Raw genomic sequence first — 25,689 nt, 5'->3', positions numbered from 1 at the left:
ACCATGAACGGCGAGGTCCGGATCGGCGACGGGGTCGTGCCCAAGCACGAGCAGCTCCGCACCCTGCTCGCGGAGACGATCGCGCGGGACTTCTCACCGGGCGACCCCTTCCCCAGCGAGCGCAGGCTGTGTCTGGACCACGGCGTGAGCCGGGTGACGGTGCGGGCCGCCGTCGGCGAGCTGGAGCGCGACGGGCTGCTGACCCGGGTCCGCGGCAAGGGCACCTACGTCGCCGCCCGCACCGCGCGCTCCCGGCTGCACCTCGCGTCCTTCCACGACGACATGCGCCGGCTCGGACTCACCCCGACCACGGTCGTCCTCGAGGTCGCCTGCACCACCGGGCCGCCGGAGGCCGTCCGTGCGCTCGGCCAGGGTCCCGACGACCGGTGCTGGCACCTGCGGCGGCTGCGTGTCGCCGAGGGGGTGCCGATGTCGATCGACGACGCCTGGTACGACGCCGAGCGGGTCCCCGACCTCGACGCCCACGACCTCAGCGGCTCGGTCTACAAGATCCTGCAGGACCACTACCGGCTCCCCATCGACCGCGCCGAGCAGACCGTCGCCGCCCGGCAGGCCGACGAGGCCTCGGCGGTCCTGCTCGGGATCCCCGCCGGGCACCCGGTCCTGGTGTTCGACCGGACCGCCAGCTCCGGCGACCGGCCGGTCGAGTACACCGTGTCCCACTACCGCGGTGACCGCTACGAGCTGCACATGTCGCTCGACCGGAGCTGGGCCTGACCGGTGATCACCGGCTGATAGGTTCCGCCCCATGCCCGAGGTCCGCCGCGCCGTCTGCCCCGGTTCCTACGACCCGCCGACGGTGGGGCATCTCGACGTCATCGCCCGCACCGCGGGGCTGTTCGACGAGGTGTTCGTCGCGATCCTCGTGAACCCCCGCAAGGAGGGGCTGTTCTCCGTCGACGAGCGTGTCGTGATGCTCACCGAGATCACCGCGGACCTGCTGGGCGTGCGGGTCGAGTCGTTCCAGGGCCTCGTCGTCGACTACTGCCGTGAGCGCGGCGCCCGGGCGATGGTCAAGGGCCTGCGCGGCGCGACGGACTACGACTACGAGCTGCCGATGGCGCACATGAACCGGCACCTGACCGGGGTCGAGACGCTGTTCCTGCCCGGCGCGCCCGGTCAGGTCTACGTGTCGAGCTCGCTGGTCAAGGAGGTCGCCCGCGGCGGCGGCGACGTCACCGCGTTCCTCCCGCCGAGCGTGCACACCCGGCTGCTGGAGCGCCTGTCCGGCTGAGCCCGGACCCCTGCAAGGCTCACCCGGTCGGAACTTGACACGCGGGAGCGGCGCCGAATAACGGGTCCGCGCCCGCGACGGTGAGAGGATCGCTCGCGTGTACCGGGTCTTCGAGTCGCTGGACGCGCTGGTGACGATCGTCGAGGAGGCGCGCAGCGTCCCGATGACGTCGAACTGCGTGGTCCCGCGCGGCGACGTGCTGGAGCTGCTCGACGACGTCCGCGAGGCGATCCCGGGCGAGATGGACGACGCCCAGGACGTGCTCGACCGGCGCGACGACATCGTGTCCGAGGCCGAGCGCGAGGCGGAGGAGACCCGGACCGCGGCGAACTCCGAGGCCGAGGAGACGCTGCAGAACGCGCGCACCGAGGCCGAGCGGCTCGTCGCCGAGGCGCAGGAGGAGGCCGGGCGCACCCTGGCCGAGGCCCGCCACGAGGCGGAGCGCGCCGTCGCCGAGGGCCGCCGTCAGTACGCCGAACTCACCGACCGGGCCCGTGACGAGGCCGAGCGGATGAGCCACGCCGGCCGGGCCGCGCACGACCGGCTCATCGCCGACGGGCAGAACGAGCAGACCCGGCTGGTGTCCCAGACCGAGGTCGTCCGTGCCGCGCACGCCGAGGCCGGCCGGATCGTCGACGGCGCGCACGCCGAGGCCGACCGGCTGCGCCGCGAGTGCGACGACTACGTCGACACCACCCTCGGCGAGCTGGAGACCACCCTGAACAACGCGCTGGGCGTCGTCGGGCGCGGGCGCAGCCAGATCTGGCGCGGTCAGTACGGCCCGAACTACGGCGGCGGGCTGCCCCCGGAGCAGGGTCGCACCGGCACCGGGATGGACCTGATCGACTGACGGCCGCCGACACCGGGTCGGGTCAGTCCGGCCCGCGGTAGGTGTGCCCGGTGGGTGTCGTGGTCGTGACCCCGTCCGGACCGCGGGCCACGTGCCATCCGGGTTGTTCGCGGATGTGGTTGTGGAACTCGCACACCCCGCGTCCGTTGTCGAGTTCGGTGTGTCCGCCGTCGGCGGCCCGGTGGATGTGGTCGATGTGGCGGGCGGGGGCGTCGCAGTAGGGCTCGGTGCACCGGTTGTTCGCTCGGGCTTTGACGAGGGTGGCGAGGAGGCCGGTGAAGGTGCGTTGGCGTGAGTCGCCGCCGATGACCAGGCCGTGGTCGGTGAGTAGCCGCGGTAGGGATGCGGTGCCGTCGCTGGTGGCGAGCAGGTCGGCGGGGACGGGTCCGAGTCCGGGGATCTCTGCGGGGAGTGGGGAGGTGGGGTCGAGCAGGGCCTGGACGGGGACGGTGACCTGGACCTCGAGGTTGACCGCGGTGGCGGTGGCTTGTCCGGTGACGCGTTCGACCAATGTGTCGGCGTGTACCTGTCCGCGGCTGCGGGTCAGCGGTGCCGGGTCGACCTGGGCCTGCACGAAGGCTTTCTGGAGTGCGGCGAGGCAGGCGGCGCCTTGTGCGGCGGTGAGGTAGGCGGTGAGGTAGCTCATCGCGTCCGGTGCCGGGCGCAGGGTGACTCGGCGTTCGGCTGTGGCGGTGTGGACGCGGGCTCGGAAGCGTTCGGGCGCGATCTCGGCGACCATGCGGCGGGTCATGGTGCGGAGTCGGCCGATGCCGAGCCGGGTGAGGTCGTGTGTGGCGAGGCGGGTGTCGAGGTGTCTGCGCTGGTGTGGGTCGAGGTCGCGGCATTCGACGGCGATGGCGGTGACTTTGGCGGCGCTGAGCTCCCCGGCGGTGTGCAGGCCGCGGACGTGGTCGAGCCCGGAGTGCAGGTCGCGGGTGTTGGCCACGCGGGTGCGGGCTTCGGTGGTGGAGATCCGGCAGGCGAGCTGGATCTGGGCGACGACGCTGCGGTGGAGCCGCTCGGGGGCGGTCCGGGCGCGGTCGGTCCCGTCGGTCTGGTCGTCGGTGAGGTGGTTCTCGACGTGGGCTCGGGCGAACGCCCGGATGCGGGTGGACTGGAGTGCGGCGAGGGAGGCCTGGACGGACTCGATCTGCTGGATCTGGTCGATCAGGTCTGTCTCGGAGAGCAGGGTGGTGTCGTCGCCGATCGCCTGGTCTATCAGGAGCTGGATCAGGGCGAGGTCACCGGAGCGGAACCTGCCGGAGCCCACGCCGGTGGCGTGGGCGGGTGGCTCCTGGGTCGCGGTCACCTCGTCGATGGTACTCGAACATTAGTTCGATCTCTAGTTCTCGTTCACCATTGCGAACTCGTGAGCTGCGAGAACGGTGCCGGTCCCGCGTGGCAGGTACGGGCGGGAACACGATGCGCCGGCACCCCGGACCACGGCAGGGCCGAGGCCCCGGCCGGCCCTGCCGTATGCCGTCGGCGGCGGCCGGGACGCCGGCGCGCCGATCGGGGCCCCGCTCGCCCCACCGTCAGCCCTGCTCCGCCGCCCACTCGGTGACCCGCCGTGCGCTCTCCTCCGGCGACAGGTCCTCCACCCGGGTCATCACCGCCCACCGCACCCCGTACGGGTCGACGACCGAGCCGAACCGGTCCCCGGACACGAACGTCGAGACCGGCTCCCGCACGGTCGACCCGGCCTCGGCCAGCGTGGCGACGGCCGCGTCGGTGTCGGGCACGTACACCGCGAGCGACAGCGACACCGGGTGGTCGCCCGCCGGGGCGGCGACGAGGCCGTAGTCGGGCATCGCGTCGGAGACGGTGAACCGGCCGGCCGCCAGCTCCAGCTCGGCGTGCCCGATCATGTCGCCCATCTCGGTGACCGAGAGCACCCGGGCCCCGAAGGCGGCACAGTAGAGTTCGATCGCCGCGCGGGCGGGCGAGGCCACCAGGTGCGGGGTGATCGAGGTGACCCCGTGCGGGCGGCCGTCGGTGGTGTGGGTGCCGGTGACGCTGCTCGTGAGCTCCATGGGACGAGCGTGCCCGCCCCGCGACACAGGCGGATTGAACATTGCCGACAGGAGTGGCCGATGACCGTCGAGTCGCGCGGGCACCTGAACCCGGGCGCCCCGGAGGTCGCGCTCGACCGGGTCCGGATCGGGCTCGACGACCTCGTGCGCTGGGTGTGGACCGCCCGCTGGGACGTGCCGCCCGGGCGCACGGTGCGCCAGCGGGTGCTGCAGTACCCGGCGTTCAACCTCGTCACCGACCCGGTCACCGCGATACTGCACGGGCCGCGCACCGGCGTCGACGTCCGGGAGCTGACCGGGCGGTCCTGGGTCGTCGGCGTGCTGCTCCGGCCCGGCGCGACCCCGCTGTTCACCGCCACCGCACCGGCCGCACTGCGTGGCGCCGACGAGGAGGTCCACCCCGCGCCGGTGGCGGAGCTGACCACGGCCGTGGCGTGCGGCGACCCGGCCGCGACGGTGCGGGACTGGCTCGCCCCGCTGGCCGACCGGGTCACCGACGCCGGACGCCTGGTCAACCGGGCCTGCGCGCTGGCCGAGTCCCGCACCGACGTCGTGCGCGCCGACCAGCTCGCCGAGCTCGTCGGCGTCGCGCCGCGGACGCTGGAACGGCTGGTCCGCGGCCACATCGGGCTGACCCCGCTGTGGCTGATCGAGTGCCGTCGCCTGCAGCACGCCGCCGCGGTGCTCCGGACCGACCCGGACGCCGCGCTGGCCGGGCTGGCCGCCGAACTCGGCTACGCCGACCAGGCCCACTTCACCCGTCGCTACCGGGCCGTGCTCGGCGAGACCCCCGGCGCGACCCGGCAGGCGGCCCGCGCGGCCGGGTGATCGCGGCAACGGCTGCGGCGCAGGTGCTTCACCGCGGGCAGTCACTGTGATCGGATACGCCGGAAGCAGGAATCCAGGTCACCCGCCGTACTACTCTCCCGCGCATGGCACGCCGGCCCGAACCCGACCCGACGACCTGGTGGGAACGCTATGGGCACCGGCTGGAAGGACCCCCCGTGACGAACCCGGCCCCGCCCCCCGAGGCCCCGCGTCCCGAGCTGCCCCGCTCCGAGGCTCGGCGTGGGAACGCCGGGGCGGCCGCGGCGGACCTGCGTGAGGACTCCATGCTGCGGCCCCGGCCCGACCGGCCGCGCACCGGTTGGCGTCGTGCCCTCTACGACATCACCGGTGGCCGGGTGAACCCCGGCCCCAGCGACGCCGAGGAGCTCCGCACCGGGATGCTGGCCCGGGTCCGCGCACCACTGGCCGGTGCGCACCGGGTGGCGGTCATGTCGGTGAAGGGCGGCGTCGGCAAGACCACGGTCGCGGCCTGCCTCGGGCAGGCGCTGGCCGAGCACCGAGGGGACCGGGCCGTCGTCCTCGACGCGAACCCCGACGCCGGCACGCTCGCCGACCGGCTGACCGGCGACTCCCGGATCACCGTCCGCGAGCTGCTGAACGACCTGGAGGGTGTCGGCACCTGGACCGACGTGTCCCGCTACACGAGCCTCGCCGGGCGCCTGCAGGTCCTGGCCTCGGAGCAGGACCCCGCCTCCGGTGAGGCGTTCTCCCGCGACGAGTACGAGCGCGTCGTCGACCTGCTGGGCCGCTTCTTCAACATCATCATCACCGACTCGGGCACCGGGATGGTGCACTCCACGATGCAGGGCACCCTCGCGCGCGCCGACTCGGTGGTCGTCGTGGGAGCCCCCACCGTCGACGGGGCGGGCCGGGCCAGCAAGACGCTGGACTGGCTGGTCGCGCACGGCCACGGCGACCTCGTCCGCAACGCGGTGGTCGTGCTGTCCTGCGACCGGCGCAGCGCCGAGGTCGACGCCGCCCGGATCCGCGAGCACTTCGCCCAGCGGGTGCGCGGCGTCGTCGAGGTGCCGCACGACCCGCACCTGGCCACCGGCGGGCGGATCGACCCGGCCCGGCTCCGGCCGGCCACCGCGGACGCGTTCCTGGAGCTGGGCGCCCTGGTCGCCGACGCGTTCGACGTGCGACGACGCGACTGACCGGGCCGCGTACGCTGGTCGGCGAGATGAACACCGCGCGCAGCCAGAACCGTCCCGACGACAACCCCTGGGTCCTCTCCACCCGCGAGCTGGCCCGCCGCCCCGGCAACCAGCGCACCGTGGCCCGCACGGTCCCCGCGCCGTCCGGCGACGCCGAGATCGGCTTGACCGGGGTGATCACGGTCCCCGGCGGGTCCGACGTCGAGCTCGACGTGTCCCTGGAGTCGGTGACCGAGGGCGTCTACGTCTCCGGCACCGCCGACGCCCGGCTGGCGGGGGAGTGCTCGCGCTGCCTGGAGCCGATCGGGGAGGACGTGCAGGTCCGGATCGGCGAGCTGTTCGCCTATCCGGACTCGGTCACCGAGGAGACCACCGACGCCGACGAGATCCCGCGCCTGGTCGACGAGCGCATCGACCTCACCCAGGCCGTGCGCGACGCGATCGTGACCGAGCTGCCGATGGCACCGCTGTGCCGCGAGGACTGCCCTGGTCTGTGCGTCGAGTGCGGGGAGAGGTGGGCCGATCTCCCATCGGATCACGGGCATGAGACACTGGATCCTCGTTGGGCGGCGCTCCGTGAGCGCCTGCCCTCCACCGACTGAGCGGCGGCTCCCCGTGAGCCCGCTCCCCGGTGGGCAGACCTGATCGTTCGAAGTACCGAGGAGTGTCATCATGGCCGTTCCCAAGCGCCGGATGTCGCGGTCGAACACGCGTGCGCGCCGGTCGCAGTGGAAGGCCACTGCGCCGACCCTGGTCGCCTGCTCGAACCGCGCCTGCCGTGAGCCGAAGCTGCAGCACATCGCCTGCCCGACCTGTGGGCAGTACGACGGTCGTCAGGTCACCAGCCCGGCCTGATCGCAGCAGTGGGCGACAAGAGTGTGACCGGTCCGGTGACGGACCGGTCACCTCTGCTGTCCGCACTCGGTGTGGACCTGGACGAGACGCTGCTCACGCTGGCGCTGACCCACCGGTCCTACGCCTACGAGCACGGTGGACTGCCGACCAACGAGCGCCTGGAGTTCCTGGGCGACTCGGTGCTGTCGATCGTGATCACCGAGCGGCTGTACCGGGACCACCCGGAACTCCCCGAGGGGCAGCTGGCGAAGCTGCGCGCGAGCGTGGTCAACATGCACGCGCTCGCCACCGTCGCCGTGGCGTTGCCCACACCGGACGGTGTGCCTCACGGCCTCGGCACGTACCTGTACCTGGGGCGCGGTGAGGAGCTGACCGGTGGCCGGTCGAAGGCCAGCATCCTGGCCGACGCCACCGAGGCGCTGCTCGGCGCGGTGTACCTCGCGCACGGCCTCGAGCCGTCCCGCGAGCTGATCCACCGGCTGTTCGCGGACCTGCTGCACAGTGCCCCGTTGCTCGGCGCGGGCCTGGACTGGAAGACCAGCCTCCAGGAGCTCACCGCCGCCGGCGGGCACGGTGTGCCCGAGTACCGGATCGACGAGGAGGGCCCGGACCACCTGAAGGTGTTCACCGCGACGGCCGTCGTCGGGGGTCGTGACCTCGGCAGCGGCGCGGGGCGCACCAAGAAGGAGGCCGAGCAGAAGGCGGCCGAGATCGCCTGGCACGCGCTGTCCGACGAGAGTGCCGGCTCCGGGCGGTAGCCGCGATGCCGGAACTGCCCGAGGTCGAGGTCGCCCGCCGCGGCCTCGCCGACCACGTGCTGGACCGGCGGATCGCGCGCGTCGAGGTGCTGCATCCGCGCGCGGTGCGCCGGCACCCCACCGGGGCTGACGACTTCACCGCCCGGCTGGCCGGGCGCACGCTGTCCGCGGCCGCCCGGCGCGGCAAGTACCTCTGGCTGGAGCTGGACACCGCAGGCCCCGGTGACGACGCGCTGCTCGCGCACCTGGGCATGTCCGGGCAGATGCTCGTCGAACCCCCGGACGCGCCCGACGAGAAGCACCTGCGGGTCCGCGTCCGGTTCGACGACGACGGCCCCGAGCTCCGCTTCGTCGACCAGCGCACCTTCGGCGGGCTGTCGGTGCACCCCCTCGCCGCGGCCGCGGGCGGCGGCCTGGTGCCCGAGCCGGTCGCCCACATCGCCCGCGACCCGATGGACCCGGCGTTCTCGGCCGACGACGCCGTCGCGGCGATGCGTCGCCGTCGCACCGAGGTCAAGCGGGCGCTGCTCGACCAGACCGTCGTCTCCGGGATCGGCAACATCTACGCCGACGAGGCGCTCTGGCGGGCCCGGCTGCACGGCACCCGGCCCACCGAGAAACTGACCCGGGCCCAGGGCCACACCGTCCTCGACGCCGCGACGACCGTCATGCACGAGGCGCTCGCCCAGGGCGGCACCTCCTTCGACGCGCTGTACGTCAATGTCAACGGCGCCTCGGGCTACTTCGACCGCTCCCTGAACGTCTACGGCCAGGCGGACCGGGCGTGCCGTCGCTGCGGCACCCCGATCCGCCGGGACGCGTTCATGAACCGCTCGTCGTTCACCTGCCCGCGGTGCCAGCCGGCCCCGCGGCCCCGCCGCTGACCGGCGCTGACCGGGTGCCGACCGGCGCGGGGCCTCAGGAGCAGTCGCGGCGCAGCAGGTCCTCCGGGGTGTCGCGGCGCAGCAGCGGCAGCGACGCCCCCGCGGCGACGGCGACCACCGGCGGGCGCGGGACCTGGTTGTAGGTCGAGGCCATCGAGGCGTGGTACGCGCCGGACACCGGCACCGCCAGCAGGTCCCCGGGGGCGACGTCGGCGGGCAGCCGGACGCCGTCGGCGATCACGTCGGAGGACTCGCAGTGCCGCCCCGCCACGCGGACCGACTCCAGCGGTGCCCGGGTGGCGCGCCCGACGAGCCGGACCGGGTAGCGGGCGCCGTAGAGGGCGGGGCGGGGGTCGTCGCTCATGCCGCCGTCGACCAGCACGGTGGTGCGGCCGTCGCCGCAGCGCTGCACCGCGCTGACCCGGTAGAGCGTCACCCCGGCCCGGGCGACGATCGCGCGCCCCGGCTCGACGAGCAGCCGCGGCTCGTCGATGCCGTGCGCCGCGCAGGCCCGGGCCAGGGTGCCCCGCACGGCCCGGCCGAAGATCGCCGGGTCCAGGCAGGGCTCGCCCTCGGCGTAGCCGACCGCGTGCCCGCCGCCCAGGTCCAGCTCGGCGACGGTGACCCCGTACCGCGCACGCAGCGCCGCGATCACGCCCACCATCCGGACCGCGGCCCGCTCGTAGCGCGACACCGACGGCACCTGCGAGCCGAGATGGCAGTGCAGCCCGGCCAGCTCCAGCTCGGGGCGGGCCAGTACCCGTCCGGCGACCTCCAGCGCCTCGGAGGGCGGCATCCCGAACCACGACGACGCGGTGCCGGTGGTGAGCCCCGGGTGGGTGCCGGCGTCGACGTCCGGGCTGATCCGCAGCAGCACCTTCTGCCGGCGCGGCGCGAGGGAGGCGATCCGGTCGACCTCTGCCGCCGAGTCCAGCACGATCCGCCCGACGCCCGCGGCGAACGCCGCCTTCAGGTCCTCGTCGGTCTTGACGGTGCCGTGCAGCACGATGCGGTCACCGGGCAGCCCAGCGGCCGCGGCCACCGCGACCTCGCCGCCGGAGCACGCGTCGACCGAGCAGCCCTCGTCGGCGACCAGGCGGGCCATCCCGCGGCAGAGGAACGCCTTGCCGGCGTAGACGATCTCGGCGTCGGGCAGCGCGGCCCGGTAGGCGCGGCAGCGGGCGCGGACGTCGGCGGTGTCGAGCACCTGCACCGGGGTGCCGAAGCGGGCGGCGAGCTCGGTGAGGTCGACCCCGCCGATCTGCAGGGCGCCGTCGGAGGTCGTGCGGGTCGTGACCGGCCACAGGCCCGGCTCGAGGCGGGCGGCGAGCGTCGGGCGGAGGGAGGGGAGCAGGTCGGCGAGGGTCACCGGGATGACTCCTTGGTGGCGGGCGCCCGGTGCGGGCGCCGTGCCCCTCCGTTGTCGCCCCGCGGAGCCGCGCGCGTCCGCCGTCGCTACGCCGCCCTGACGCCGTCCGGCGCAGGACTGGCGGCCCGTTGACACCCGGCCCCGACACCCGGCTCCGACCCCCGGCTCGACACGCGCCCGGTGCAGCGGTGCGCGGACTACTGCGCATCGCGTAGTAGTCTGCGAAGCGTAAGGAGGTGCGATGGACACCAGCCAGCTGCTCAAGGGAGTGCTCGACCTCGCGGTGCTCGCGGTCCTGGACCGCGCGGACGGATACGGCTACGAGGTCGTCCGGGCCCTGCGCGGCGCCGGCCTCGCCGAGGTGGGGGACGCCTCGGTCTACGGCACGCTGCGCCGGCTCTACGGCGCGGGCCTGCTGACCTCGTACGTGGTCCCCAGCGAGGAGGGGCCGCACCGCAAGTACTACGCGATCAACGAACCGGGCCGGGTCCGGCTGCGGGAGACGACCGAACGGTGGCGTGCGTTCGCCACCACGATGGAAGGCCTGGTGGGCACGTGAGCACCGAGCAGAGCGGGGGCGGCCGCGGCGGCGGCAGCAACGGCGGCAACGGAACTGACACCGACGTCACGGCGCGCATCGGCGACCCGGTCACCGACGACTACCTGGTGGGCCTGCGGGTCGCCCTGACCGGCCTGCCGCACACCGAGGTCGCCGAGATCGTCGACGACGCGCGCGGGCACCTCGCGGAGCTCGCCGAGGAGCTGGGCGCCGGCTACGGCCGCGACGCGGTGCACGCCCGGCTCGGCAGCCCGCAGGACTACGCGGCCGAGCTGCGCGCGGCGGCCGGGTACCCGCCAGCACAGCAGGAGCCCGTGGAGCGCCCGCGCACCGGGCGGGCCGGGTTCGCCCTGGCCGCGCTCGTCGTCGCGACCGCCGCGGCGGGGGCCGCGGGGCTCGCGGTGGGGCAGGTCGGGCCGTCGACGGTGGCGCCGCTGTTCCTCGCGGTGCCGCTCGCCGCTGCCGGTGCGCTGGCCGCCTGGTCCGACGGGCCGGCGCAGCCCGCGGCGGCGTCGCTGCCGTCGGTCGTCGCGCTGCGCGAACGGCTCGCCCGGGCCCGTACCGACGGCGCGGCCGGGGGGTTCGTGCTGTCCCTGCAACCCGGCTGGTGGGTGCTGCGCGCGCTGGTCGCGGCCGGGGTCATCGGGTGGGCGTTCGGCGGCGGCGGGTCCGCCGTGCTGGTGACGGCGCTGGTCCTCGCCGTGCCCGCGGTGCCGTTGTCGGTGCTGCTCGGCCCGCGCAGTGCGGCCGACCGGCGGCTGCTGTGGGCCGTCGTACCGCTGAACGCGTTCGCGGTGGGACTGCTGGTGGCCGCGGTGCTGGGACTGGGGCAGGACCGCAACGGGGGCGCGGTGTCCTACGCGCCCCCGGCCGGGCTGAGCCTCGACGGCACCTCCGTCGCCGACGTGCGGCCCTTCGACGCGAAGGGGAGGCCGCTGAGCGGGGTGTACCTGTTCGACGAGAACGGCCGCCCGCTCGCGGTCGACGACCACTCCTGCGTCGACGAGGGGGTGGACGGGGGGTATGCCGCCACGTCCACCCCGCCGGCCCCCGGGCCGTACCCGCGGGGCGTCCGCACGATCGACCCGACGACCGGGCGCTGCGTGACCCGGCCGCCGCAGCCGCTGGTCGTGACGATCCCGCAGACCACGGCACCCCGTCCGACGAGCGCGGCGCCCGCCCCGTCGCCCGCGCAGTCGACCGCGCCGGTGCCGGCCGCGCCGACCACGACGGGCTGACGCCGGGGCCGGGCGCCCACGGGGGGTGGGCGCCCGGCCCTCACAGCCAATCGTTGTGCTTGAACGCCACGTACAGCACGAGGCCGAGCAGCAGCATCAGCCCGATGGCCATCGGGTAGCCCAGGGCCCAGTGCAGCTCCGGCATCTCGTCGAAGTTCATGCCGTAGATGCCGGCGATCAGGGTCGGCGCGAACAGGATCGCCGCCCACGACGACACCCGCTTCATCTGCTCGTTCTGCGCGTAGCCCGCCTCGGTGAGCCGGGTCATCTCCTCGTTCTGGCGCTGCGCGACGAGCGTCGAGTTGACGGTCAGGATGTTGCCGAGCAGGTCCCGGAAGCCCTCGACGCGCTCCCGCACACGGGTCGCGTGGTCGATCACGTCGCGCATCGCGCGGCGCAGCTCCAGGTCCGGGGCGTCGCCGGACTTGGCGAACCGGGCCCGCAGCTCGATGAAGATCTCCTGCAGCGGCTCGACGGCCCGCTGGAACGCGATGACCTGCCGGGTCAGCTGGTAGATGCGCCGCGACACGTTCGGGTCGCCGCGGAACACCTCCTCCTCGATCCCGTCGATGTCGTCCTGCAGGCCGTCGAGGACGGGGAAGTAGTCGTCGACGACCCGGTCGAGCACCGCGTAGAGCACCGCCATCGGGCCGTGCGCGAGCAGATCGGGGTCGTTCTCCAACCGGTCGCGGACCTCGCTGAGCTGCGGCTCGACGGCGTGCCGCACGGTGATCACGAAGTCGGGACCGAGGAACAGGTGGACCTCGCCGATCTCCACGACCTCGTCGGCGTCGACGTAGCGGGCGGGGCGCAGCACCACGAACTCGGTGCGGCCGTAGCGCTCCAGCTTCGGGCGCTGGTGGGCGTTGACGGTGTCCTCGATCGCGAGCGAGTGGAGATCGAACTCCCGCGCTACCTGGTGGAGCTCCTCGACGTCCGGGCGCAGCATCCCGATCCAGCAGAACGCCGTGGAGTCCTCGCCGTGGTCGGCGCGGCAGCCCTGCAACACCTCGACCGCGCTGTCGACGGACTCCGGCGCCGCGGCGCGCTTGCCGTCGACGTAGACCGCGTTGTCGATCACGGACATGCGTGGGCCTCCTCCGGTCCCGGCCGGGGAGCGCCCCCGCCGTCACCGGGAAGGGTATCCAGCGGTGCGGTCCGCAACCGTGCGACGACGAGCGGGCCGCCGACGCCCCACCGCCGACGGTGCGACCGTCGCGGCACGGGTGAGCAGCGCGGCCCCGAGCAGCACCGCCAGCAGCCACAGGTCCGGGCCCGCGAGGTGCAGCTCGGCCAGGTGGTGCAGGCCGAAGCCGTCGCTGAACCCCCAGCAGACCACGGCGACGGCGAGTGCGCCCACCGCCGTCGTCGCGGCGGCCAGGAGCACGGTTCCCACCCCGGCGACCACGACCGCGGCCGCGGCGGACCCGCCGGGCCCCGCACCGGCCAGGGCCGCGGCGCCGGCGCTCAGGCCCGCGGCGACACCGGCGGCGATCCCCGCGACGAAGCCTGCGCCCCCGGTCAGGGGCGGCGGTGGGACCGGACGGGCGGGGCGGCGCTGCAGCATGCGCGGGAGGGTGCGCCCTTCACCGGGCCGCCGGCCGGGCTCCTGACGCGGTGTTGGCGTCGTCACACGCGTGTGTTGACGGGTTCCTGAGACCGACCGCCCGTCCGGGGGACGTGATGGCCACCACCGGGCGTCAAGAACGCGTCAACGCGGGAGCCGGTGGGCGTCAATCCGCCGTCATCGACCGGTCCCGCGGGACCTCGTTCGGCGCACGATCCCCGGCGGCCCGCCGGAGATCCCCGGCGGGTGAGCACGACCGAGGAGAGTCCCGTGGCCGACCTGGCCTACATCGCGTTGCTGGTGGCGTCCTTCGCCGTCCTCGCGCTCACCCTGCGCGGGATGGAGAAGCTGTGATCGCGACCGTCGTCGAGAACGCGGCCGGGGGCCTGCTCGCCCTGGGCCTGCTGGTGTACCTGGTCATCGCGCTGCTCCGCCCGGAGCGGTTCTGATGGCCGGGCTCGCGCAGGCGGCGGCGCTGGTGGCGCTGCTCGCCGTGACCTGGAAGCCGCTGGGCGACTGGATGGCGCGGGTCTACACCGACACCCGGCACTGGCGGATCGAGCGGCTCGTCTACCGGATCTGCCGCATCGACGCCACGTCCACGCAGCGCTGGACGACCTACACCGCGGGCGTGCTGGGCTTCTCGTTCGTCTCGATCGTGCTGCTCTACCTGATGCAGCGGCTGCAGGCCTTCCTCCCGCTCGGCTTCGGCCGCGGCACCGACGGCGGCACCTCGGTGTCCCCGGCGATGGCGTTCAACACCGCGGTGTCGTTCGTGACCAACACGAACTGGCAGTCCTACGTGCCCGAGCAGGTGCTCGGCCACACCGTGCAGATGGCCGGGCTGACCGTGCAGAACGTCGTGTCCGCCGCCGTCGGCATGGCGGTCGCGATCGCGCTGGTCCGCGGTTTCGTGGCCCACGGCGCGACCGGCGACGACGAGGGGGGCCGGATCGGGAACTTCTGGGTCGACCTGACCCGCGGCGTCGTCCGGATCCTGCTGCCGCTCGCCGCCGTCGCCGCGGTCGTGCTCGTCGCCACCGGGGTGGTGCAGTCGCTGCGATCCGGCGTCGACGTGACGACGGTCGACGGCAGCACCCACACCCTGGCGCTCGCCCCGGTCGCCTCGCAGGAGGCGGTCAAGGAGCTCGGCACCAACGGCGGCGGCATCCTCAACGCCAACTCCGCGCACCCCTTCGAGAACCCGAGCCCGCTGTCGAACCTGCTCGAGATCTTCCTGATGCTCGTGATCCCGGTCGCCCTGACCCGCACGTTCGGCGTGCTGGTCGGACGGGTCCGCCAGGGCGTCGTGCTGCTGTCGGTCATGGGCGGGCTGTGGGCGCTGTTCCTCGCCGCGACCTGGCTGGCCGAGCTGCACCCCAACGGCCCGGCCGCGCTCGCCGCGGGCGGGGCGATGGAGGGCAAGGAGGTGCGGTTCGGCATCCCCGGCTCCGCACTGTTCGTCGTGTCCACCACGGGCACGTCCACCGGCGCGGTGAACTCCACCCACGACAGCCTCACCGGCGCGGGCGGTGGCGTCGCGCTGCTGAACATGCTGCTCGGCGAGGTCGCACCCGGCGGCGTCGGCTCCGGGCTCTACGGCCTGCTGGTCCTCGCGGTCATCGCGGTGTTCCTGGCCGGACTGATGGTCGGGCGCACCCCGGAGTACCTGGGCAAGAAGCTCGGCCGGCGCGAGATCACCTACGCCGCCGTGTCGATCCTGGTCATGCCGGCGTTCGTCCTCATCGGCGCCGGGTTGGCCATCGCGCTGCCGGGCACCGCCGACGCGCTGGGCAACTCGGGGGCGCACGGCTTCTCCGAGGTCCTCTACGCCTGGGCCTCGGCCGCCAACAACAACGGCTCCGCGTTCGGCGGGCTTACCGCGACCAGCGACTTCTTCCAGGCCGGTCTGGGGCTGGCCATGCTCTTCGGACGGTTCGTGCCGATGCTGGCGGTGCTGGCGCTCGCCGGCTCGCTGGCCCGCCAGCGCCGCGTCCCGGCCGGTGCCGGGACCCTCCCGACCGACGGGCCGCTGTTCGCCGGCCTGGTCGGCGGCACCGTGCTGCTGGTGTCGGCGCTGACCTTCTTCCCGGCGCTCGCGCTCGGCCCGATCGCCGAGGCCCTGTCGTGACCGCCACCCACCACCACCGTGCCGAGTCGGAGGAATCCGTGTCCGTGACGACCGAGCCGCAGGCGGCGCCGCAGAGCGCGGCGCCCGTCGCCGCCGGGGCGTTCGCGCCGCGCCAGCTCCTGGCCGCCCTGCCCGAGGCACTGCGCAAGCTCGACCCGCGCGTGCAGGCCCGCAACCCGGTCATGTTCGTCGTCTGGGTCGGGTCCGTGCTGGTCACGGTGCTCGCCGTCGCCGACCCGAGCGTGTTCGCGGTGCTCGTCGCGGTGTGGCTCTGGTTCACCGTGCTGTTCGCCAACCTCGCCGAGGCCGTCGCCGAGGGACGGGGCAAGGCCCAGGCCGCGTCGCTGCGCGCCACCCAGCGCGACACCGTCGCCCGCCGCCTGCTGGGCGCCGACCCGGCCGACCCGGCCGCGGCCGAGGAGCAGGTCCCCGGCGCCACGTTGACGCTCGGCGACCTGGTCGTCGTCGAGGCGGGGGAGACGATCCCCGGCGACGGCGACGTCGTCCACGGCATCGCCTCGGTCGACGAGTCCGCCATCACCGGCGAGTCCGCACCGGTCATCCGGGAGGCGGGCGGCGACCGCTGCGCCGTCACCGGCGGCACCACCGTGCTGTCGGACCGGATCGTCGTGCGGATCACGACGAAGCCGGGGGAGTCCTTCGTCGACCGGATGATCGCCCTGGTCGAGGGCGCCGCCCGGCAGAAGACCCCGAACGAGATCGCGCTGACCATCCTGTTGTCGGCGCTGACGATCATCTTCCTGCTCGCCGTGGTCGCGATCGCGCCGATGAGCGCCTACGCCGGCACCCAGGTGCCGCTGCTGGTGCTCACCGCGCTGCTGGTCTGCCTCATCCCGACCACCATCGGCGCGCTGTTGTCGGCGATCGGCATCGCCGGGATGGACCGGCTGGTGCAGCGCAACGTGCTCGCCACCTCCGGGCGCGCCGTCGAGGCCGCGGGCGACGTCGACACCCTGCTGCTCGACAAGACCGGCACGATCACCTTCGGCAACCGGCGCGCCACCGCGCTGCACCCGGTCGGCGGCACCGACCTCGACGAGCTGGCCCGCTCGGCGCGGCTGTCCAGCCTCGCCGACCAGACCCCCGAGGGACGCAGCATCGTCGAGCTCTGCGCCGCCGAGCACGGCCTGCCCCCCGAGGCCGACGCGACCGAGGCCGTCGCCGAGTTCGTGCCCTTCACCGCCCAGACCCGGATGTCGGGCATCGACCTGCCCGGCGGCGTCGTCCGCAAGGGCGCCGCGGCCGCGGTCCTCGACTGGGCCCACGCGGGCGACCGCGCCGAGGTGGACCGGCTGGTGGAGACCATCTCCGACGGCGGCGGCACCCCGCTGGTCGTCGCCAGGGCCTCCGGGCCGGCCGGCGCCGACGGGCGGGTGCTCGGCGTCATCGAGCTGTCCGACGTCGTGAAGCCCGGCATGGCCGAGCGGTTCGCCGAGCTGCGCGCGATGGGCATCCGCACCGTCATGGTCACCGGCGACAACCCGCGCACCGCGGCCGCGATCGCCGCGCAGGCCGGCGTCGACGACCACATCGCCGAGGCCACCCCGGAGGACAAGCTCGCCTACATCCGCCGCGAGCAGGAGGGGGGCCGGCTCGTCGCGATGACCGGTGACGGCACCAACGACGCGCCCGCGCTCGCCCAGGCCGACGTCGGCGTCGCCATGAACACCGGGACCTCCGCCGCCAAGGAGGCGGGGAACATGGTGGACCTGGACTCCGACCCGACCAAGCTCATCGAGATCGTCGAGATCGGCAAGCAGCTGCTGATCACCCGCGGCGCGCTGACGACGTTCTCCGTCGCCAACGACCTCGCGAAGTACTTCGCGATCCTGCCGGCGATGTTCGTCGCGCTGTACCCGTCGCTCGGACTGCTCAACGTGATGGGCCTGGCGACGCCGGAGTCCGCGATCCTGTCCGCGGTGATCTTCAACGCGCTCGTCATCGTCGCGCTGATCCCGCTGGCGCTGCGCGGGGTGCGGTACCGGCCGTCGTCGGCGGCGTCGCTGCTGCGGCGGAACCTGCTGATCTACGGCCTCGGCGGGGTCGTCACCCCGTTCGTCGGGATCTTCCTCATCGACCTGCTCGTCCGCTTCGTCCCGGGGATCTGATGCTCACCACCCTGCGCCGCCAGACCGCGACCGGTCTGCGCGTGCTCCTCGTCATGACCGTGCTGTGCGGCATCGTGTACCCGCTCGCGATCTGGGGGGTCGCCCGGATCCCCGGGCTGTCCACCGCCGCGGAGGGCTCGGTGCTGCCGGGCGGGACCGGCTCGTCGCTCATCGGGATCGACCCGGTCGCCGCCGACCCGACCGCCGACCCGTACTTCCACACCCGGCCCTCGGCGACCGCGGAGGCCGACCTGGGTCTCGGCCCGGCCGACACCACGACCTCCGGGGCGTCCAACAAGGGCGGCTTCGACACCGGGCTGCTGGACACGGTCCAGCAGCGCCGCGCGGCGATCGCCGCCCGGGAGGGTGTCGCGCCCGCCGCCGTCCCCACCGACGCGGTGACCGCGTCCGCCTCCGGACTCGACCCCGACATCAGCCCGGCCTACGCCGTGCTCCAGGCACCGCGGGTCGCCCGGGTCACCGGGCTGTCGCTCGACCGGGTGGAACAGCTGGTCGCCGACGCGACCAGCGGCCGCACCCTCGGCTTCCTCGGCGAGCCCAGGGTGAACGTCACCGAACTCAACCTGTCCGTGCGGGACGCGCGGTAGTGGGGCGGGACCACAATGGCCGGGTGAGGGGAGAACTGCGCATCCATCTCGGTGCCGCACCCGGGGTCGGGAAGACCTTCGCCATGCTCGGCGAGGCCCACCGGCGGGTCGGCCGCGGTGCCGACGTGGTCGTCGGCGTCGTCGAGACCCACGGCCGCGAGCGCACCGCCGGGCTGCTCGAGGGACTGGAGGTGGTGCCGCGGCGCACCGTCCTGCACGGCGGGACCGAGCTGCACGAGATGGACGTCGACGCGGTGCTGGCCCGCCGCCCCCAGGTCGCACTGGTCGACGAGCTCGCCCACACCAACGCGCCCGGCTCGCGCAACGCCAAGCGCTGGCAGGACGTCGAGGAGCTGCTCGATGCCGGCATCGACGTCATCTCCACGGTCAACGTGCAGCACCTGGAGTCCCTCGGCGACGTCGTCGAGACCATCACCGGGGCCCGCCAACAGGAGACCGTCCCCGACGAGGTGGTCCGCCGCGCCGAGCAGATCGAGATCGTCGACATCACCCCGGAGGCGCTGCGCCGCAGGCTCGCGCACGGCAACGTCTACCCGCCCGAACGCGTCGACGCCGCCCTGGCGCACTACTTCCGGGTCCCCAACCTCGTCGCGCTGCGGGAGCTCGCGCTGCTGTGGATCGCCGACGAGGTGGACGTGGTGCTGCGCCGCTACCGCACCGAGCAGCAGGTGTCCGACGTGTGGGAGACCCGCGAGCGGGTGGTGGTCGCGCTGACCGGCGGCCGGGAGTCCGAGACCGTGCTCCGCCGCGCAGCGCGGATCGCGAAACGCTCCGGCGGCGCCGACCTGATGGCGGTGCACGTGCTGCGCGGCGACGGCCTCGCCGCCACCGGTGTCGGGGCCGCGGACCGGGTCCGGCGGATGGCCGAGGGGGTCGGCGCGAGCTTCCACACCGTCGTCGGGGAGTCCGTCGACGACGCCCTGCTCGACTTCGCCCGCGGGGCCAACGCCACCCAGCTGGTGCTGGGCACCTCCCGGCGCTCCCGGCTGGCCCGGGTGTTCGACCCCGGCATCGGGGCGCGGGTGGTGCAGGAGTCCGGACCGATCGACGTGCACATGGTCACCCACTCCGCCGCCGGGCGGGCCCTGCGCCTGCCGAGGCTGCGCAACGGGCTGCCGGCGGGGCGCCAGGCGCTCGGCTGGGCGACCGCCGTGCTCGCCCCGGCGGCGGCGACCGTGATCGGGATCGCGCTGACCGACTGGGTGGACCTGTCCACCGACGTCGTCCTCTACTTCCTCGCGACCGTGCTCGCCGCGCTGGCGGGCGGGCTCGGTCCGGCGCTGCTCGCCGCGCTGCTCGGTGGGCTGCTGCTGAACTTCTTCCTGTCCCCGCCGCTGTACTCGCTCGCGATCGCCAACCCCGGCAACGTCATCACCGTGTCCACGATGCTGCTGGTGGGGGTGCTGGTGGCGCTCGTCGTCGACCGGGCGGCCCGGCGCGCGGAGCAGGCGGTGCGGGCCAGGGCCGAGGCGGCGCTGCTGGCGTCGTTCGCGCGGACCGTGCTGACCCGGTCCGACCCGCTGCCGCGGCTGCTGGACCGGGTCCGCGAGACCTGGGCACTGCAGTCGGTGGCCCTGCTCGAGCAGGGCGAGGACCGGGTGTGGCGCCGGGTGGCGTGCACCGGCGACGCCGGGGCGTGCGACCGGCCGGAGAAGGCCGACGTGGACGTCGTCGTCGACGAGGGTCTGCACCTGGTCGGGACCGGCCGGGCCCTGCCCGCGGCCGACCGCAGGCTGCTGGAGGTCGTCGGCGGGCAGGCGCTGCTGGCGCTGCGCGGGCAGCGTGCCGAGGCGGGCGCCGCCGACGCCGAGCGCCGCGCGGCCGCCAACGAGACCCGGGGAGCGCTGCTCTCCGCCGTCGGACACGACCTGCGCAGTCCGCTGACCTCGATCAAGGCCGCCGCGGGCAGCCTGCGCGACGAGCACCTCCCGCTCGGGCCCGACGACCGCGCCGAGCTGCTGGCGACCGTCGAGGAGTCCGCGGACCGGCTCACCGGCCTGGTGGACAACCTGCTCGACTCCTCCCGGCTCGCCGCGGGCGCGGTGACCCCGCTGCTCGCCCCGGTCGGCTACGACGAGGTGGCCGCGACCGCGCTGCTCGGTCTGGAGGGCGCCGACCGGGTCCGGGTCGAGATCGACGAGGACCTGCCCGACGTGCTCGCCGACGCGGGCCTGCTCGACCGGGTGCTCGCCAACGTCGTCGACAACGCGCTGCGGCACGGCGGGACGGAGGTGGTCCTGCGCGCCAGCGCCTACTCCGACCGGGTCGAGCTGCGCGTCGTCGACCGGGGCCGCGGTGTCGCCCCGCGCGAACGCGACGCGCTGTTCGCCGCCTTCCAGCGCCTCGGTGACCGCGACGCGACGTCCGGGCTCGGCCTGGGCCTGTCGGTGGCGCAGGGGCTGACCGTGGTGATGGGCGGCGAGCTGACCGCGGAGGACACCCCGGGCGGCGGACTCACCGTGGTCGTCTCGCTGCCCGCCGCGCCGGTGGGGGCGGCCCGATGAGCGGGGGCGGGAACGGGGTGCGGGTGCTGGTCGTCGACGACGACCCGCAGATCCTGCGGGCCCTGCGGATCAACCTCACCGCGCACGGCTACACGGTGCTCGTCGCCGCGGACGGCTCGGCGGCGCTGCGGGTGGCCGCGGACGGGCACCCGGACGTCGTCGTGCTCGACCTGGGGCTGCCCGACCTCGACGGCACCGAGGTCGTCGAGGGGCTGCGCGGCTGGAGCACGGTGCCGGTGATCGTGCTGTCCGCGCGCACCGACTCCACCGACAAGGTGCGGGCGCTCGACGCCGGCGCCGACGACTACGTCACCAAGCCGTTCGGGATGGCCGAGCTGCTGGCCCGGCTGCGGGCCGCCGTGCGCCGCGCCGCGGTGTCGTCCGTCGACGGCGAGGCCGTGGTGACCACCGCGGACTTCACCGTCGACCTGGCGGCCAAGACGGTCGTGCGCGCCGACGGCGCCGAGGTGCACCTGACCCCGACCGAATGGGGGATCCTGGAGCTGCTGGTGCGCCACCGCGGGAAGCTCGTCGAGCAGAAGCGGCTGCTGCGCGAGGTCTGGGGGCCGCAGTACGGCACCGAGACCCACTACCTGCGGGTCTACCTCGCCCAGCTGCGGCGCAAGCTGGAGCCGGTGCCGTCGCGGCCGAAGTACCTGATCACCGAGGCGGGGATGGGGTACCGGTTCGACGGCTGAGGCGGCGTGTCCCTCAGCGGCCGAAGTCCTGGGTCCAGTAGCCGTCGGCCAGCCCGACGCCGATCGTGGTCAGGGAGCAGTCGAGGATGTTCTTCCGGTGCCCGGGGGACTCCATCCAGTCCGCGACCACGGTCGCGGCGTCCGGCTGTCCCATCGCGATGTTCTCCGCGCCGGGGGAGGGGTAGCCCGCCGCGGTGATGCGGTCGGCGAAGTCGCGCCCGTCGCGGCTGTCGTGGGCGAAGTAGCCCTGGGCCGCCATGTCCTCGCTGTGGCCCTGGGCGGCCGCGCTGATCCGCGGGTCGGCCCGCAGCGCGCCGCATCCCGCGGCGGCCCGCTCGGCGTTGGTGAGCGCGACGACCCGGGCGAGCTCGCCGGACAGCCCGGCCACGACACCCGTCGCCGACGGGGCAGCCGGGCGGGCCGCGGGGGCCTGACCGGCGGCGGGGCCGGTCGTCCTCGCGGCGGCCGCGGTGGCGGCGGCCTCGTGCGCGGCGAGCGCGTCGAGTGCGGTGCGGACGGAGGAGCCCGGGGCGGCCGGGGCCGCGGCGAGCGCGCCGCGGACGAGCGCGGCGCCGTCGACGGGGGCGCCGTCGACCGCGGGGCGCGCACCGGTGCCGGTCGGGGCCGTCGTCGCGTACGCGGCACCGACCGCCCGGAGGGGCACGGTGTCGGACGCCCGTCCACCGGCCCGTTCGGCGTCGGTCCAGCCCGCCGCGGTGAGCGCCGGTGCGGCGAGCGGGGCGGCCATGGCCAGCACGGCGCCGGCCCCCACCCCGCCGAGCACGGCGCTCGTGGCGCGCGGTGTGCGTCGTCGGGTCACGGCCGGTAACGTATCAGCACTGTGAGTGGCAACACAGATTCGACCGTTCGGCTGATCGCATGGGTCCAGGGGGAGGTACAGGGCGTCGGTTTCCGCTGGTGGACGCGGTCGCGGGCGCTCGAGCTCGGCCTCGTCGGCCAGGCCCGCAACCTGTCCGACGGCCGGGTCGCGGTGACCGCGGAGGGTGACCGCGCCTCCTGCGAGCGCCTGCTGGAGCTGCTGCGCGACGGGGACACCCCGGGGCGGGTGACGTCGGTGTCGGAGCAGTGGGCTGAGCCGTCCGGCGCATTCTCCGGGTTCGTCGAGGCCTGACCGCTCAGTTCTGTCGGTGCCGGGGTCTACACCTGTGTCCACACCGAAGCCGCCGACACCGATCCCCGGAGGTCCCGATGCCCGTCCAGATGACCCCGTACCTGCACTTCGACGGCCGTGCGCGCGAGGCGATGGAGTTCTACCGCTCCGTGCTGGGAGGGGAGCTGCAGATCATGACCTTCGGTGACATGGGGGCCGAGGGCCCCGTCCCGCCGCCGGACGGCGTGATGCACTCCTACCTCGGCACCCCCGACGGGTTCGCCCTGATGGCGTCCGACGGTGACCCGCAGCGCCCGACCGGGGCGCCCTCGGGCATCTCGGTCAGCCTCTCCGGCGACGAACCGGAGAAGCTGCGCGGCTTCTTCGCCGGGCTCGCCGAGGGCGGCGTCGTCGACGTCCCGATGGAGAAGCAGACGTGGGGCGACGAGTTCGGCCAGCTCACCGACCGGTTCGGGGTCCGCTGGCTGGTCAACGCCTCGGCACCGGCCGCCTGAGGTCCCCCGCTACCCTGTGGACCCCCGCGCACCTGGAGATCCCCGCCCGTGCACCTGAAGACGCTGACGATGAAGGGCTTCAAGTCCTTCGCCTCGGCCACCACGCTGCGCCTGGAACCGGGGATCACCTGCGTCGTCGGGCCGAACGGCTCGGGCAAGTCCAACGTCGTCGACGCGATCAGCTGGGTGCTCGGCGAGCAGGGCGCCAAGGCGCTGCGCGGCGGCAAGATGGAGGACGTGATCTTCGCCGGCACGTCCGGCCGCGCGGCGCTGGGCCGTGCCGAGGTCACCCTCACCATCGACAACTCCGACGGCGCCCTGCCGATCGACTACTCCGAGGTCTCGGTGACCCGGCGGATGTTCCGCGACGGCGCCGGCGAGTACGAGATCAACGGCTCCCGTGCCCGGCTGCTCGACGTGCAGGAGCTGCTCAGCGACTCCGGCATCGGCAGGGAGATGCACGTCATCGTCGGGCAGGGCCAGCTCGACGGGGTGCTGCAGTCCAAGCCGGAGGACCGCCGCTCCTACATCGAGGAGGCGGCCGGGGTCCTCAAGCACCGCAAGCGCAAGGAGAAGGCGCTCCGCAAGCTCGACGCGATGCAGGCCAACCTCACCCGGCTCACCGACCTCACCGCCGAGCTGCGCCGCCAGCTCAAACCGCTGGGCCGGCAGGCCGAGATCGCCCGCCGCGCCCAGGCCGTGCAGACCGAGCTGCGCGACGCCCGGCTCCGCCTGGCCGCCGACGACTACGTGACCCTGTCCGAGGAGACCCAGCGCGAGGAGGCGTCCCAGGAGCAGGCCCGGCGTCGCCGCGCCGAGGTCGAGGAGCAGCTCGACGTCGCCCGCGAGCGCCAGGAGGAGCTGGAGACCGCGCTCGCCGCGGACGCGCCGCGGCTGCAGCTCGCGCAGGACACCTGGTACCAGCTCTCCGCGCTGGCCGAGCGGCTGCGCGGCACCGTCCGCCTCGCCGAGGAACGCGTCCGCCACCTCACGTCCTCGGCCGAGGCCGGGCGCACCCCCGGCCGGGACCCGGACGAGACCGAGGCCGAGGCCGACGCGATCGCCGAGCAGGAGGAGGAGCTGGTCGCCGCCGTCGCCGAGGCCCGGCGCCGGCTCGACGAGGTCGTCACCGAGAAGGCCGAGCGCGAGCGGACCCTCGCCGCCGCCGAACGCGAGCACCTGGCCGCCGTGCGCGCCATCGCCGACCGTCGTGCCGGGATCGCCACCCTCGCCGGGAAGGCCGACGCGCTGCGCTCCGGCGTCGCCGCGACCGCCGAGGAGATCGAGCGGCTGTCCGAGGCGCTCGCCGAGGCGGGCGCCCGCACCGCCGAGGCCGAGGCCGAGCTGGAGACCGCGCGGGAGTCCCTCGGCGTCTCCGGGGACGCGGCCGACACCGACGCGCTGGCCACGCGGGTCGAGCAGGCCGAGGCCGCGCACCGCAGCGCCGCCGAGCGGGTCGCCGAGCTGGTCGCCGCCGAACGCGACGCCGAGCAGCGTCGCGCGCACTGGCGGGCCCGGGTCGAGGCCCTTCAGGTCGGCCTGGTCCGCCGTGACGGCACCGGCGCCCTGCTGGACTCCGGCGCCGACGGCGTGCTCGGCGCCGTCGCCGAGCTCGTCGAGGTCGAGCCGTCCGGTCGGGCGGCGGTCGCCGCGGCGCTGGGCGAGCTCGCCGAGGGCGTCGCCGTCGCCTCCGTGGTGTCCGCGGCCGACGCGCTGCGGTCCCTGCGCCGTGGCGACGCCGGCCGGGCCGCGCTGCTCGTCGGCGCCGGGTCCGCCGGGGCCGACCGCTCCGCCGGGCGGGTGCCGGTCCCGGTCCCCGATGGCGACCCGCCCGCCGGGCGCTGGGCGGCCGCGCTGGTCACCGCACCGCCCGCGCTCGCCCCGGCGCTGGGGGAGCTGCTGGCCGGGGTGGTCGTCGTCGACGGTCTGGACGCCGCGGCCACCGCCGTGGGGGCCCGGCCGGGGCTGACCGCGGTCACGACCGAAGGGGACCTGCTCACCGCACACGCCGCGCGCGGAGGCACCGGCGCCGGGGAGGGCGCGCTGCAGCTGCAGGCCGCCGTCGACGACGCGCTGGCCGCACGCGACGCCGTCGACGCCGAGCTGGAGTCGCTGCGCCCCACCCTCGACGGTGCCCGCGCCGAGGAGGCCGCCCGCGGCACCGACCTGACCGCGGCCCGCGCCGCGGTCGCCGACGCCGACCGTCGCCGCGCGGCCGCCGCCGCCCAGCTCGGGCGGCTCGAACAGGTCGTCACCTCGGCCCGCGCCGAGGCCCAGCGGCTGCGCGAGCGCCGCGACACCGTGGAGCGGCGGCGGTCGGACTCGCTGATCGAGCTGGAGGCCGCCGAGCACCAGCTGTCGCTGGCCTCCGACGCCCCGGTCGACGACGAGCCCGACACCGAGCTGCGCGACGAGGCCGCCGAGCGCGTGGAGGAGGTCCGCTCCGAGGAGGTCGAGTGCCGTCTCGCGCTGCGCACGGCCGAGGAGCGGGCCCGCGCCATCGCCGGGCGCGCGGAGACCCTGCGCCGCCAGGCGCACGGCGAGCGCGTCGCCCGGTCCCGGGCCGCCGCCGCGGCCGCCGAACGGGAGCGGGCCTCG

Annotated in this window: 26 protein-coding genes; 20 read left to right on the top strand and 6 right to left on the bottom strand. The window is 74.8% G+C overall.

The window, feature by feature from the left end:
- Positions 1-3 precede the first annotated feature (3 nt).
- The 3 genes from Ae505Ps2_RS26185 (at position 4) to Ae505Ps2_RS26175 (ending at position 2,105) form a co-directional block, all read left to right on the top strand.
- A complete protein-coding gene (locus Ae505Ps2_RS26185; RefSeq protein ID WP_075312148.1) occupies positions 4-738 on the top strand; it encodes a GntR family transcriptional regulator in 735 nt (244 codons plus the stop codon).
- 31 nt (positions 739-769) lie between these two features.
- Positions 770-1,255: a pantetheine-phosphate adenylyltransferase gene (gene coaD, locus Ae505Ps2_RS26180; protein WP_075307645.1), complete on the top strand. Its 486-nt coding sequence runs from the start codon at positions 770-772 to the stop codon at positions 1,253-1,255.
- A gap of 97 nt (positions 1,256-1,352) precedes the next feature.
- Complete coding sequence (locus tag Ae505Ps2_RS26175) at positions 1,353-2,105, top strand: DivIVA domain-containing protein (RefSeq protein WP_020626219.1); 753 nt, start codon at positions 1,353-1,355, stop codon at positions 2,103-2,105.
- A gap of 22 nt (positions 2,106-2,127) precedes the next feature.
- Here Ae505Ps2_RS26175 and Ae505Ps2_RS26170 read toward each other — a convergent pair whose 3' ends face one another.
- Positions 2,128-3,414 (bottom strand): DUF222 domain-containing protein, encoded by a 1,287-nt coding sequence (locus Ae505Ps2_RS26170; protein ID WP_075554077.1) that lies wholly within the window; start codon positions 3,412-3,414, stop codon positions 2,128-2,130.
- A 226-nt stretch (positions 3,415-3,640) separates the two neighbouring features.
- Positions 3,641-4,138, bottom strand: a complete 498-nt coding sequence (locus tag Ae505Ps2_RS26165) for a glyoxalase/bleomycin resistance/extradiol dioxygenase family protein (RefSeq protein ID WP_075333112.1) — start codon at positions 4,136-4,138, stop codon at positions 3,641-3,643.
- A 60-nt stretch (positions 4,139-4,198) separates the two neighbouring features.
- On the opposite strand from Ae505Ps2_RS26165, the gene Ae505Ps2_RS26160 reads away from it, so the two are divergent.
- From Ae505Ps2_RS26160 to mutM, 6 genes are all read left to right on the top strand, one after another.
- On the top strand, positions 4,199-4,966 hold the full coding sequence (locus Ae505Ps2_RS26160; RefSeq protein ID WP_075307639.1) for a helix-turn-helix domain-containing protein: 768 nt from the start codon (positions 4,199-4,201) through the stop codon (positions 4,964-4,966).
- Between the two features lie 176 nt (positions 4,967-5,142).
- Positions 5,143-6,144, top strand: coding sequence for a MinD/ParA family protein (locus tag Ae505Ps2_RS26155; RefSeq protein WP_020626223.1), 1,002 nt, complete (start codon positions 5,143-5,145; stop codon positions 6,142-6,144).
- A gap of 26 nt (positions 6,145-6,170) precedes the next feature.
- Positions 6,171-6,746, top strand: a complete 576-nt coding sequence (locus Ae505Ps2_RS26150) for a YceD family protein (RefSeq protein WP_020626224.1) — start codon at positions 6,171-6,173, stop codon at positions 6,744-6,746.
- A gap of 70 nt (positions 6,747-6,816) precedes the next feature.
- Positions 6,817-6,999, top strand: a complete 183-nt coding sequence (rpmF, locus tag Ae505Ps2_RS26145) for a 50S ribosomal protein L32 (RefSeq protein ID WP_020626225.1) — start codon at positions 6,817-6,819, stop codon at positions 6,997-6,999.
- 8 nt (positions 7,000-7,007) lie between these two features.
- Entirely contained in the window at positions 7,008-7,757 is a 750-nt protein-coding gene (gene rnc / locus Ae505Ps2_RS26140; protein WP_075554076.1) for a ribonuclease III, read from the top strand.
- Positions 7,758-7,762: 5 nt separating this feature from the next.
- Entirely contained in the window at positions 7,763-8,641 is an 879-nt protein-coding gene (gene mutM / locus Ae505Ps2_RS26135) for a bifunctional DNA-formamidopyrimidine glycosylase/DNA-(apurinic or apyrimidinic site) lyase (RefSeq protein ID WP_075307635.1), read from the top strand.
- 34 nt (positions 8,642-8,675) lie between these two features.
- Here mutM and lysA read toward each other — a convergent pair whose 3' ends face one another.
- Positions 8,676-10,010, bottom strand: a complete 1,335-nt coding sequence (gene lysA, locus Ae505Ps2_RS26130; protein ID WP_084786449.1) for a diaminopimelate decarboxylase — start codon at positions 10,008-10,010, stop codon at positions 8,676-8,678.
- A gap of 241 nt (positions 10,011-10,251) precedes the next feature.
- Here lysA and Ae505Ps2_RS26125 point away from each other — a divergent pair, with 241 nt between their 5' ends.
- Entirely contained in the window at positions 10,252-10,569 is a 318-nt protein-coding gene (locus Ae505Ps2_RS26125; RefSeq protein ID WP_075307633.1) for a PadR family transcriptional regulator, read from the top strand.
- Entirely contained in the window at positions 10,566-11,807 is a 1,242-nt protein-coding gene (locus tag Ae505Ps2_RS26120) for a hypothetical protein (protein WP_075307631.1), read from the top strand. The genes Ae505Ps2_RS26125 and Ae505Ps2_RS26120 overlap by 4 nt, the downstream gene beginning before the upstream one ends.
- Before the next feature lie 40 nt (positions 11,808-11,847).
- Here Ae505Ps2_RS26120 and Ae505Ps2_RS26115 read toward each other — a convergent pair whose 3' ends face one another.
- On the bottom strand, positions 11,848-12,894 hold the full coding sequence (locus tag Ae505Ps2_RS26115) for a magnesium and cobalt transport protein CorA (protein WP_020622005.1): 1,047 nt from the start codon (positions 12,892-12,894) through the stop codon (positions 11,848-11,850).
- Positions 12,895-12,936: 42 nt separating this feature from the next.
- Positions 12,937-13,374: a hypothetical protein gene (locus tag Ae505Ps2_RS26110; protein WP_075307627.1), complete on the bottom strand. Its 438-nt coding sequence runs from the start codon at positions 13,372-13,374 to the stop codon at positions 12,937-12,939.
- A 353-nt stretch (positions 13,375-13,727) separates the two neighbouring features.
- Here Ae505Ps2_RS26110 and kdpF point away from each other — a divergent pair, with 353 nt between their 5' ends.
- From kdpF to Ae505Ps2_RS26080, 6 genes are read left to right on the top strand one after another with little or no spacing between them, the layout of a single operon-like run.
- Positions 13,728-13,823, top strand: coding sequence for a K(+)-transporting ATPase subunit F (kdpF, locus tag Ae505Ps2_RS31445; protein ID WP_170917160.1), 96 nt, complete (start codon positions 13,728-13,730; stop codon positions 13,821-13,823).
- The gene (kdpA, locus tag Ae505Ps2_RS26100; RefSeq protein ID WP_075333116.1) at positions 13,823-15,505 is read left to right on the top strand and encodes a potassium-transporting ATPase subunit KdpA; all 1,683 of its coding nucleotides are present in this window, start codon (positions 13,823-13,825) and stop codon (positions 15,503-15,505) included. Before kdpF ends, kdpA begins: the two co-directional genes overlap by 1 nt.
- A 38-nt stretch (positions 15,506-15,543) precedes the next feature.
- The gene (gene kdpB / locus Ae505Ps2_RS26095) at positions 15,544-17,634 is read left to right on the top strand and encodes a potassium-transporting ATPase subunit KdpB (protein WP_075312144.1); all 2,091 of its coding nucleotides are present in this window, start codon (positions 15,544-15,546) and stop codon (positions 17,632-17,634) included.
- Positions 17,634-18,242: a potassium-transporting ATPase subunit C gene (locus Ae505Ps2_RS26090; protein WP_075554075.1), complete on the top strand. Its 609-nt coding sequence runs from the start codon at positions 17,634-17,636 to the stop codon at positions 18,240-18,242. The genes kdpB and Ae505Ps2_RS26090 overlap by 1 nt, the downstream gene beginning before the upstream one ends.
- 23 nt (positions 18,243-18,265) lie before the next feature.
- Entirely contained in the window at positions 18,266-20,767 is a 2,502-nt protein-coding gene (locus tag Ae505Ps2_RS26085) for a DUF4118 domain-containing protein (protein ID WP_283160284.1), read from the top strand.
- A complete protein-coding gene (locus Ae505Ps2_RS26080) occupies positions 20,764-21,465 on the top strand; it encodes a response regulator (RefSeq protein WP_043275999.1) in 702 nt (233 codons plus the stop codon). The genes Ae505Ps2_RS26085 and Ae505Ps2_RS26080 overlap by 4 nt, the downstream gene beginning before the upstream one ends.
- Before the next feature lie 13 nt (positions 21,466-21,478).
- On the opposite strand, the gene Ae505Ps2_RS32800 is transcribed toward Ae505Ps2_RS26080, so the two are convergent.
- Entirely contained in the window at positions 21,479-22,285 is an 807-nt protein-coding gene (locus Ae505Ps2_RS32800) for a CAP domain-containing protein (RefSeq protein ID WP_075554074.1), read from the bottom strand.
- A 21-nt stretch (positions 22,286-22,306) separates the two neighbouring features.
- Here Ae505Ps2_RS32800 and Ae505Ps2_RS26070 point away from each other — a divergent pair, with 21 nt between their 5' ends.
- From Ae505Ps2_RS26070 to Ae505Ps2_RS26060, 3 genes are all read left to right on the top strand, one after another.
- Positions 22,307-22,597, top strand: coding sequence for an acylphosphatase (locus Ae505Ps2_RS26070; protein WP_083695697.1), 291 nt, complete (start codon positions 22,307-22,309; stop codon positions 22,595-22,597).
- 77 nt (positions 22,598-22,674) lie between these two features.
- Entirely contained in the window at positions 22,675-23,091 is a 417-nt protein-coding gene (locus tag Ae505Ps2_RS26065; RefSeq protein WP_075333117.1) for a VOC family protein, read from the top strand.
- Positions 23,092-23,139: 48 nt separating this feature from the next.
- Positions 23,140-25,689 (top strand): AAA family ATPase (locus Ae505Ps2_RS26060; protein WP_075554073.1); only part of this gene is annotated, 2,550 nt, incomplete at its 3' end.

This window comes from Pseudonocardia sp. Ae505_Ps2 (genome assembly GCF_001932425.1).
Classification (GTDB): Bacteria; Actinomycetota; Actinomycetes; order Mycobacteriales; family Pseudonocardiaceae; genus Pseudonocardia.
Note: the sequence above shows the minus strand (reverse complement) of the source record. Positions and strands in the feature narration are given on the sequence as shown.

Bases quoted from the DNA above. Each gene is read 5' to 3' on its own strand.
- Ae505Ps2_RS26185 (WP_075312148.1), top strand. From the start codon at position 4: ATGAACGGCGAGGTCCGGATCGGCGACGGGGTCGTGCCCAAGCACGAG.
- coaD (WP_075307645.1), top strand. From the start codon at position 770: ATGCCCGAGGTCCGCCGCGCCGTCTGCCCCGGTTCCTACGACCCGCCG.
- Ae505Ps2_RS26165 (WP_075333112.1), bottom strand. From the start codon at position 4,138: ATGGAGCTCACGAGCAGCGTCACCGGCACCCACACCACCGACGGCCGC.
- Ae505Ps2_RS26160 (WP_075307639.1), top strand. From the start codon at position 4,199: ATGACCGTCGAGTCGCGCGGGCACCTGAACCCGGGCGCCCCGGAGGTC.
- Ae505Ps2_RS26150 (WP_020626224.1), top strand. From the start codon at position 6,171: ATGAACACCGCGCGCAGCCAGAACCGTCCCGACGACAACCCCTGGGTC.
- rpmF (WP_020626225.1), top strand. From the start codon at position 6,817: ATGGCCGTTCCCAAGCGCCGGATGTCGCGGTCGAACACGCGTGCGCGC.
- mutM (WP_075307635.1), top strand. From the start codon at position 7,763: ATGCCGGAACTGCCCGAGGTCGAGGTCGCCCGCCGCGGCCTCGCCGAC.
- Ae505Ps2_RS26125 (WP_075307633.1), top strand. From the start codon at position 10,252: ATGGACACCAGCCAGCTGCTCAAGGGAGTGCTCGACCTCGCGGTGCTC.
- Ae505Ps2_RS26115 (WP_020622005.1), bottom strand. From the start codon at position 12,894: ATGTCCGTGATCGACAACGCGGTCTACGTCGACGGCAAGCGCGCCGCG.
- Ae505Ps2_RS26110 (WP_075307627.1), bottom strand. From the start codon at position 13,374: ATGCTGCAGCGCCGCCCCGCCCGTCCGGTCCCACCGCCGCCCCTGACC.
- kdpA (WP_075333116.1), top strand. From the start codon at position 13,823: ATGGCCGGGCTCGCGCAGGCGGCGGCGCTGGTGGCGCTGCTCGCCGTG.
- Ae505Ps2_RS26090 (WP_075554075.1), top strand. From the start codon at position 17,634: ATGCTCACCACCCTGCGCCGCCAGACCGCGACCGGTCTGCGCGTGCTC.
- Ae505Ps2_RS26080 (WP_043275999.1), top strand. From the start codon at position 20,764: ATGAGCGGGGGCGGGAACGGGGTGCGGGTGCTGGTCGTCGACGACGAC.
- Ae505Ps2_RS26065 (WP_075333117.1), top strand. From the start codon at position 22,675: ATGCCCGTCCAGATGACCCCGTACCTGCACTTCGACGGCCGTGCGCGC.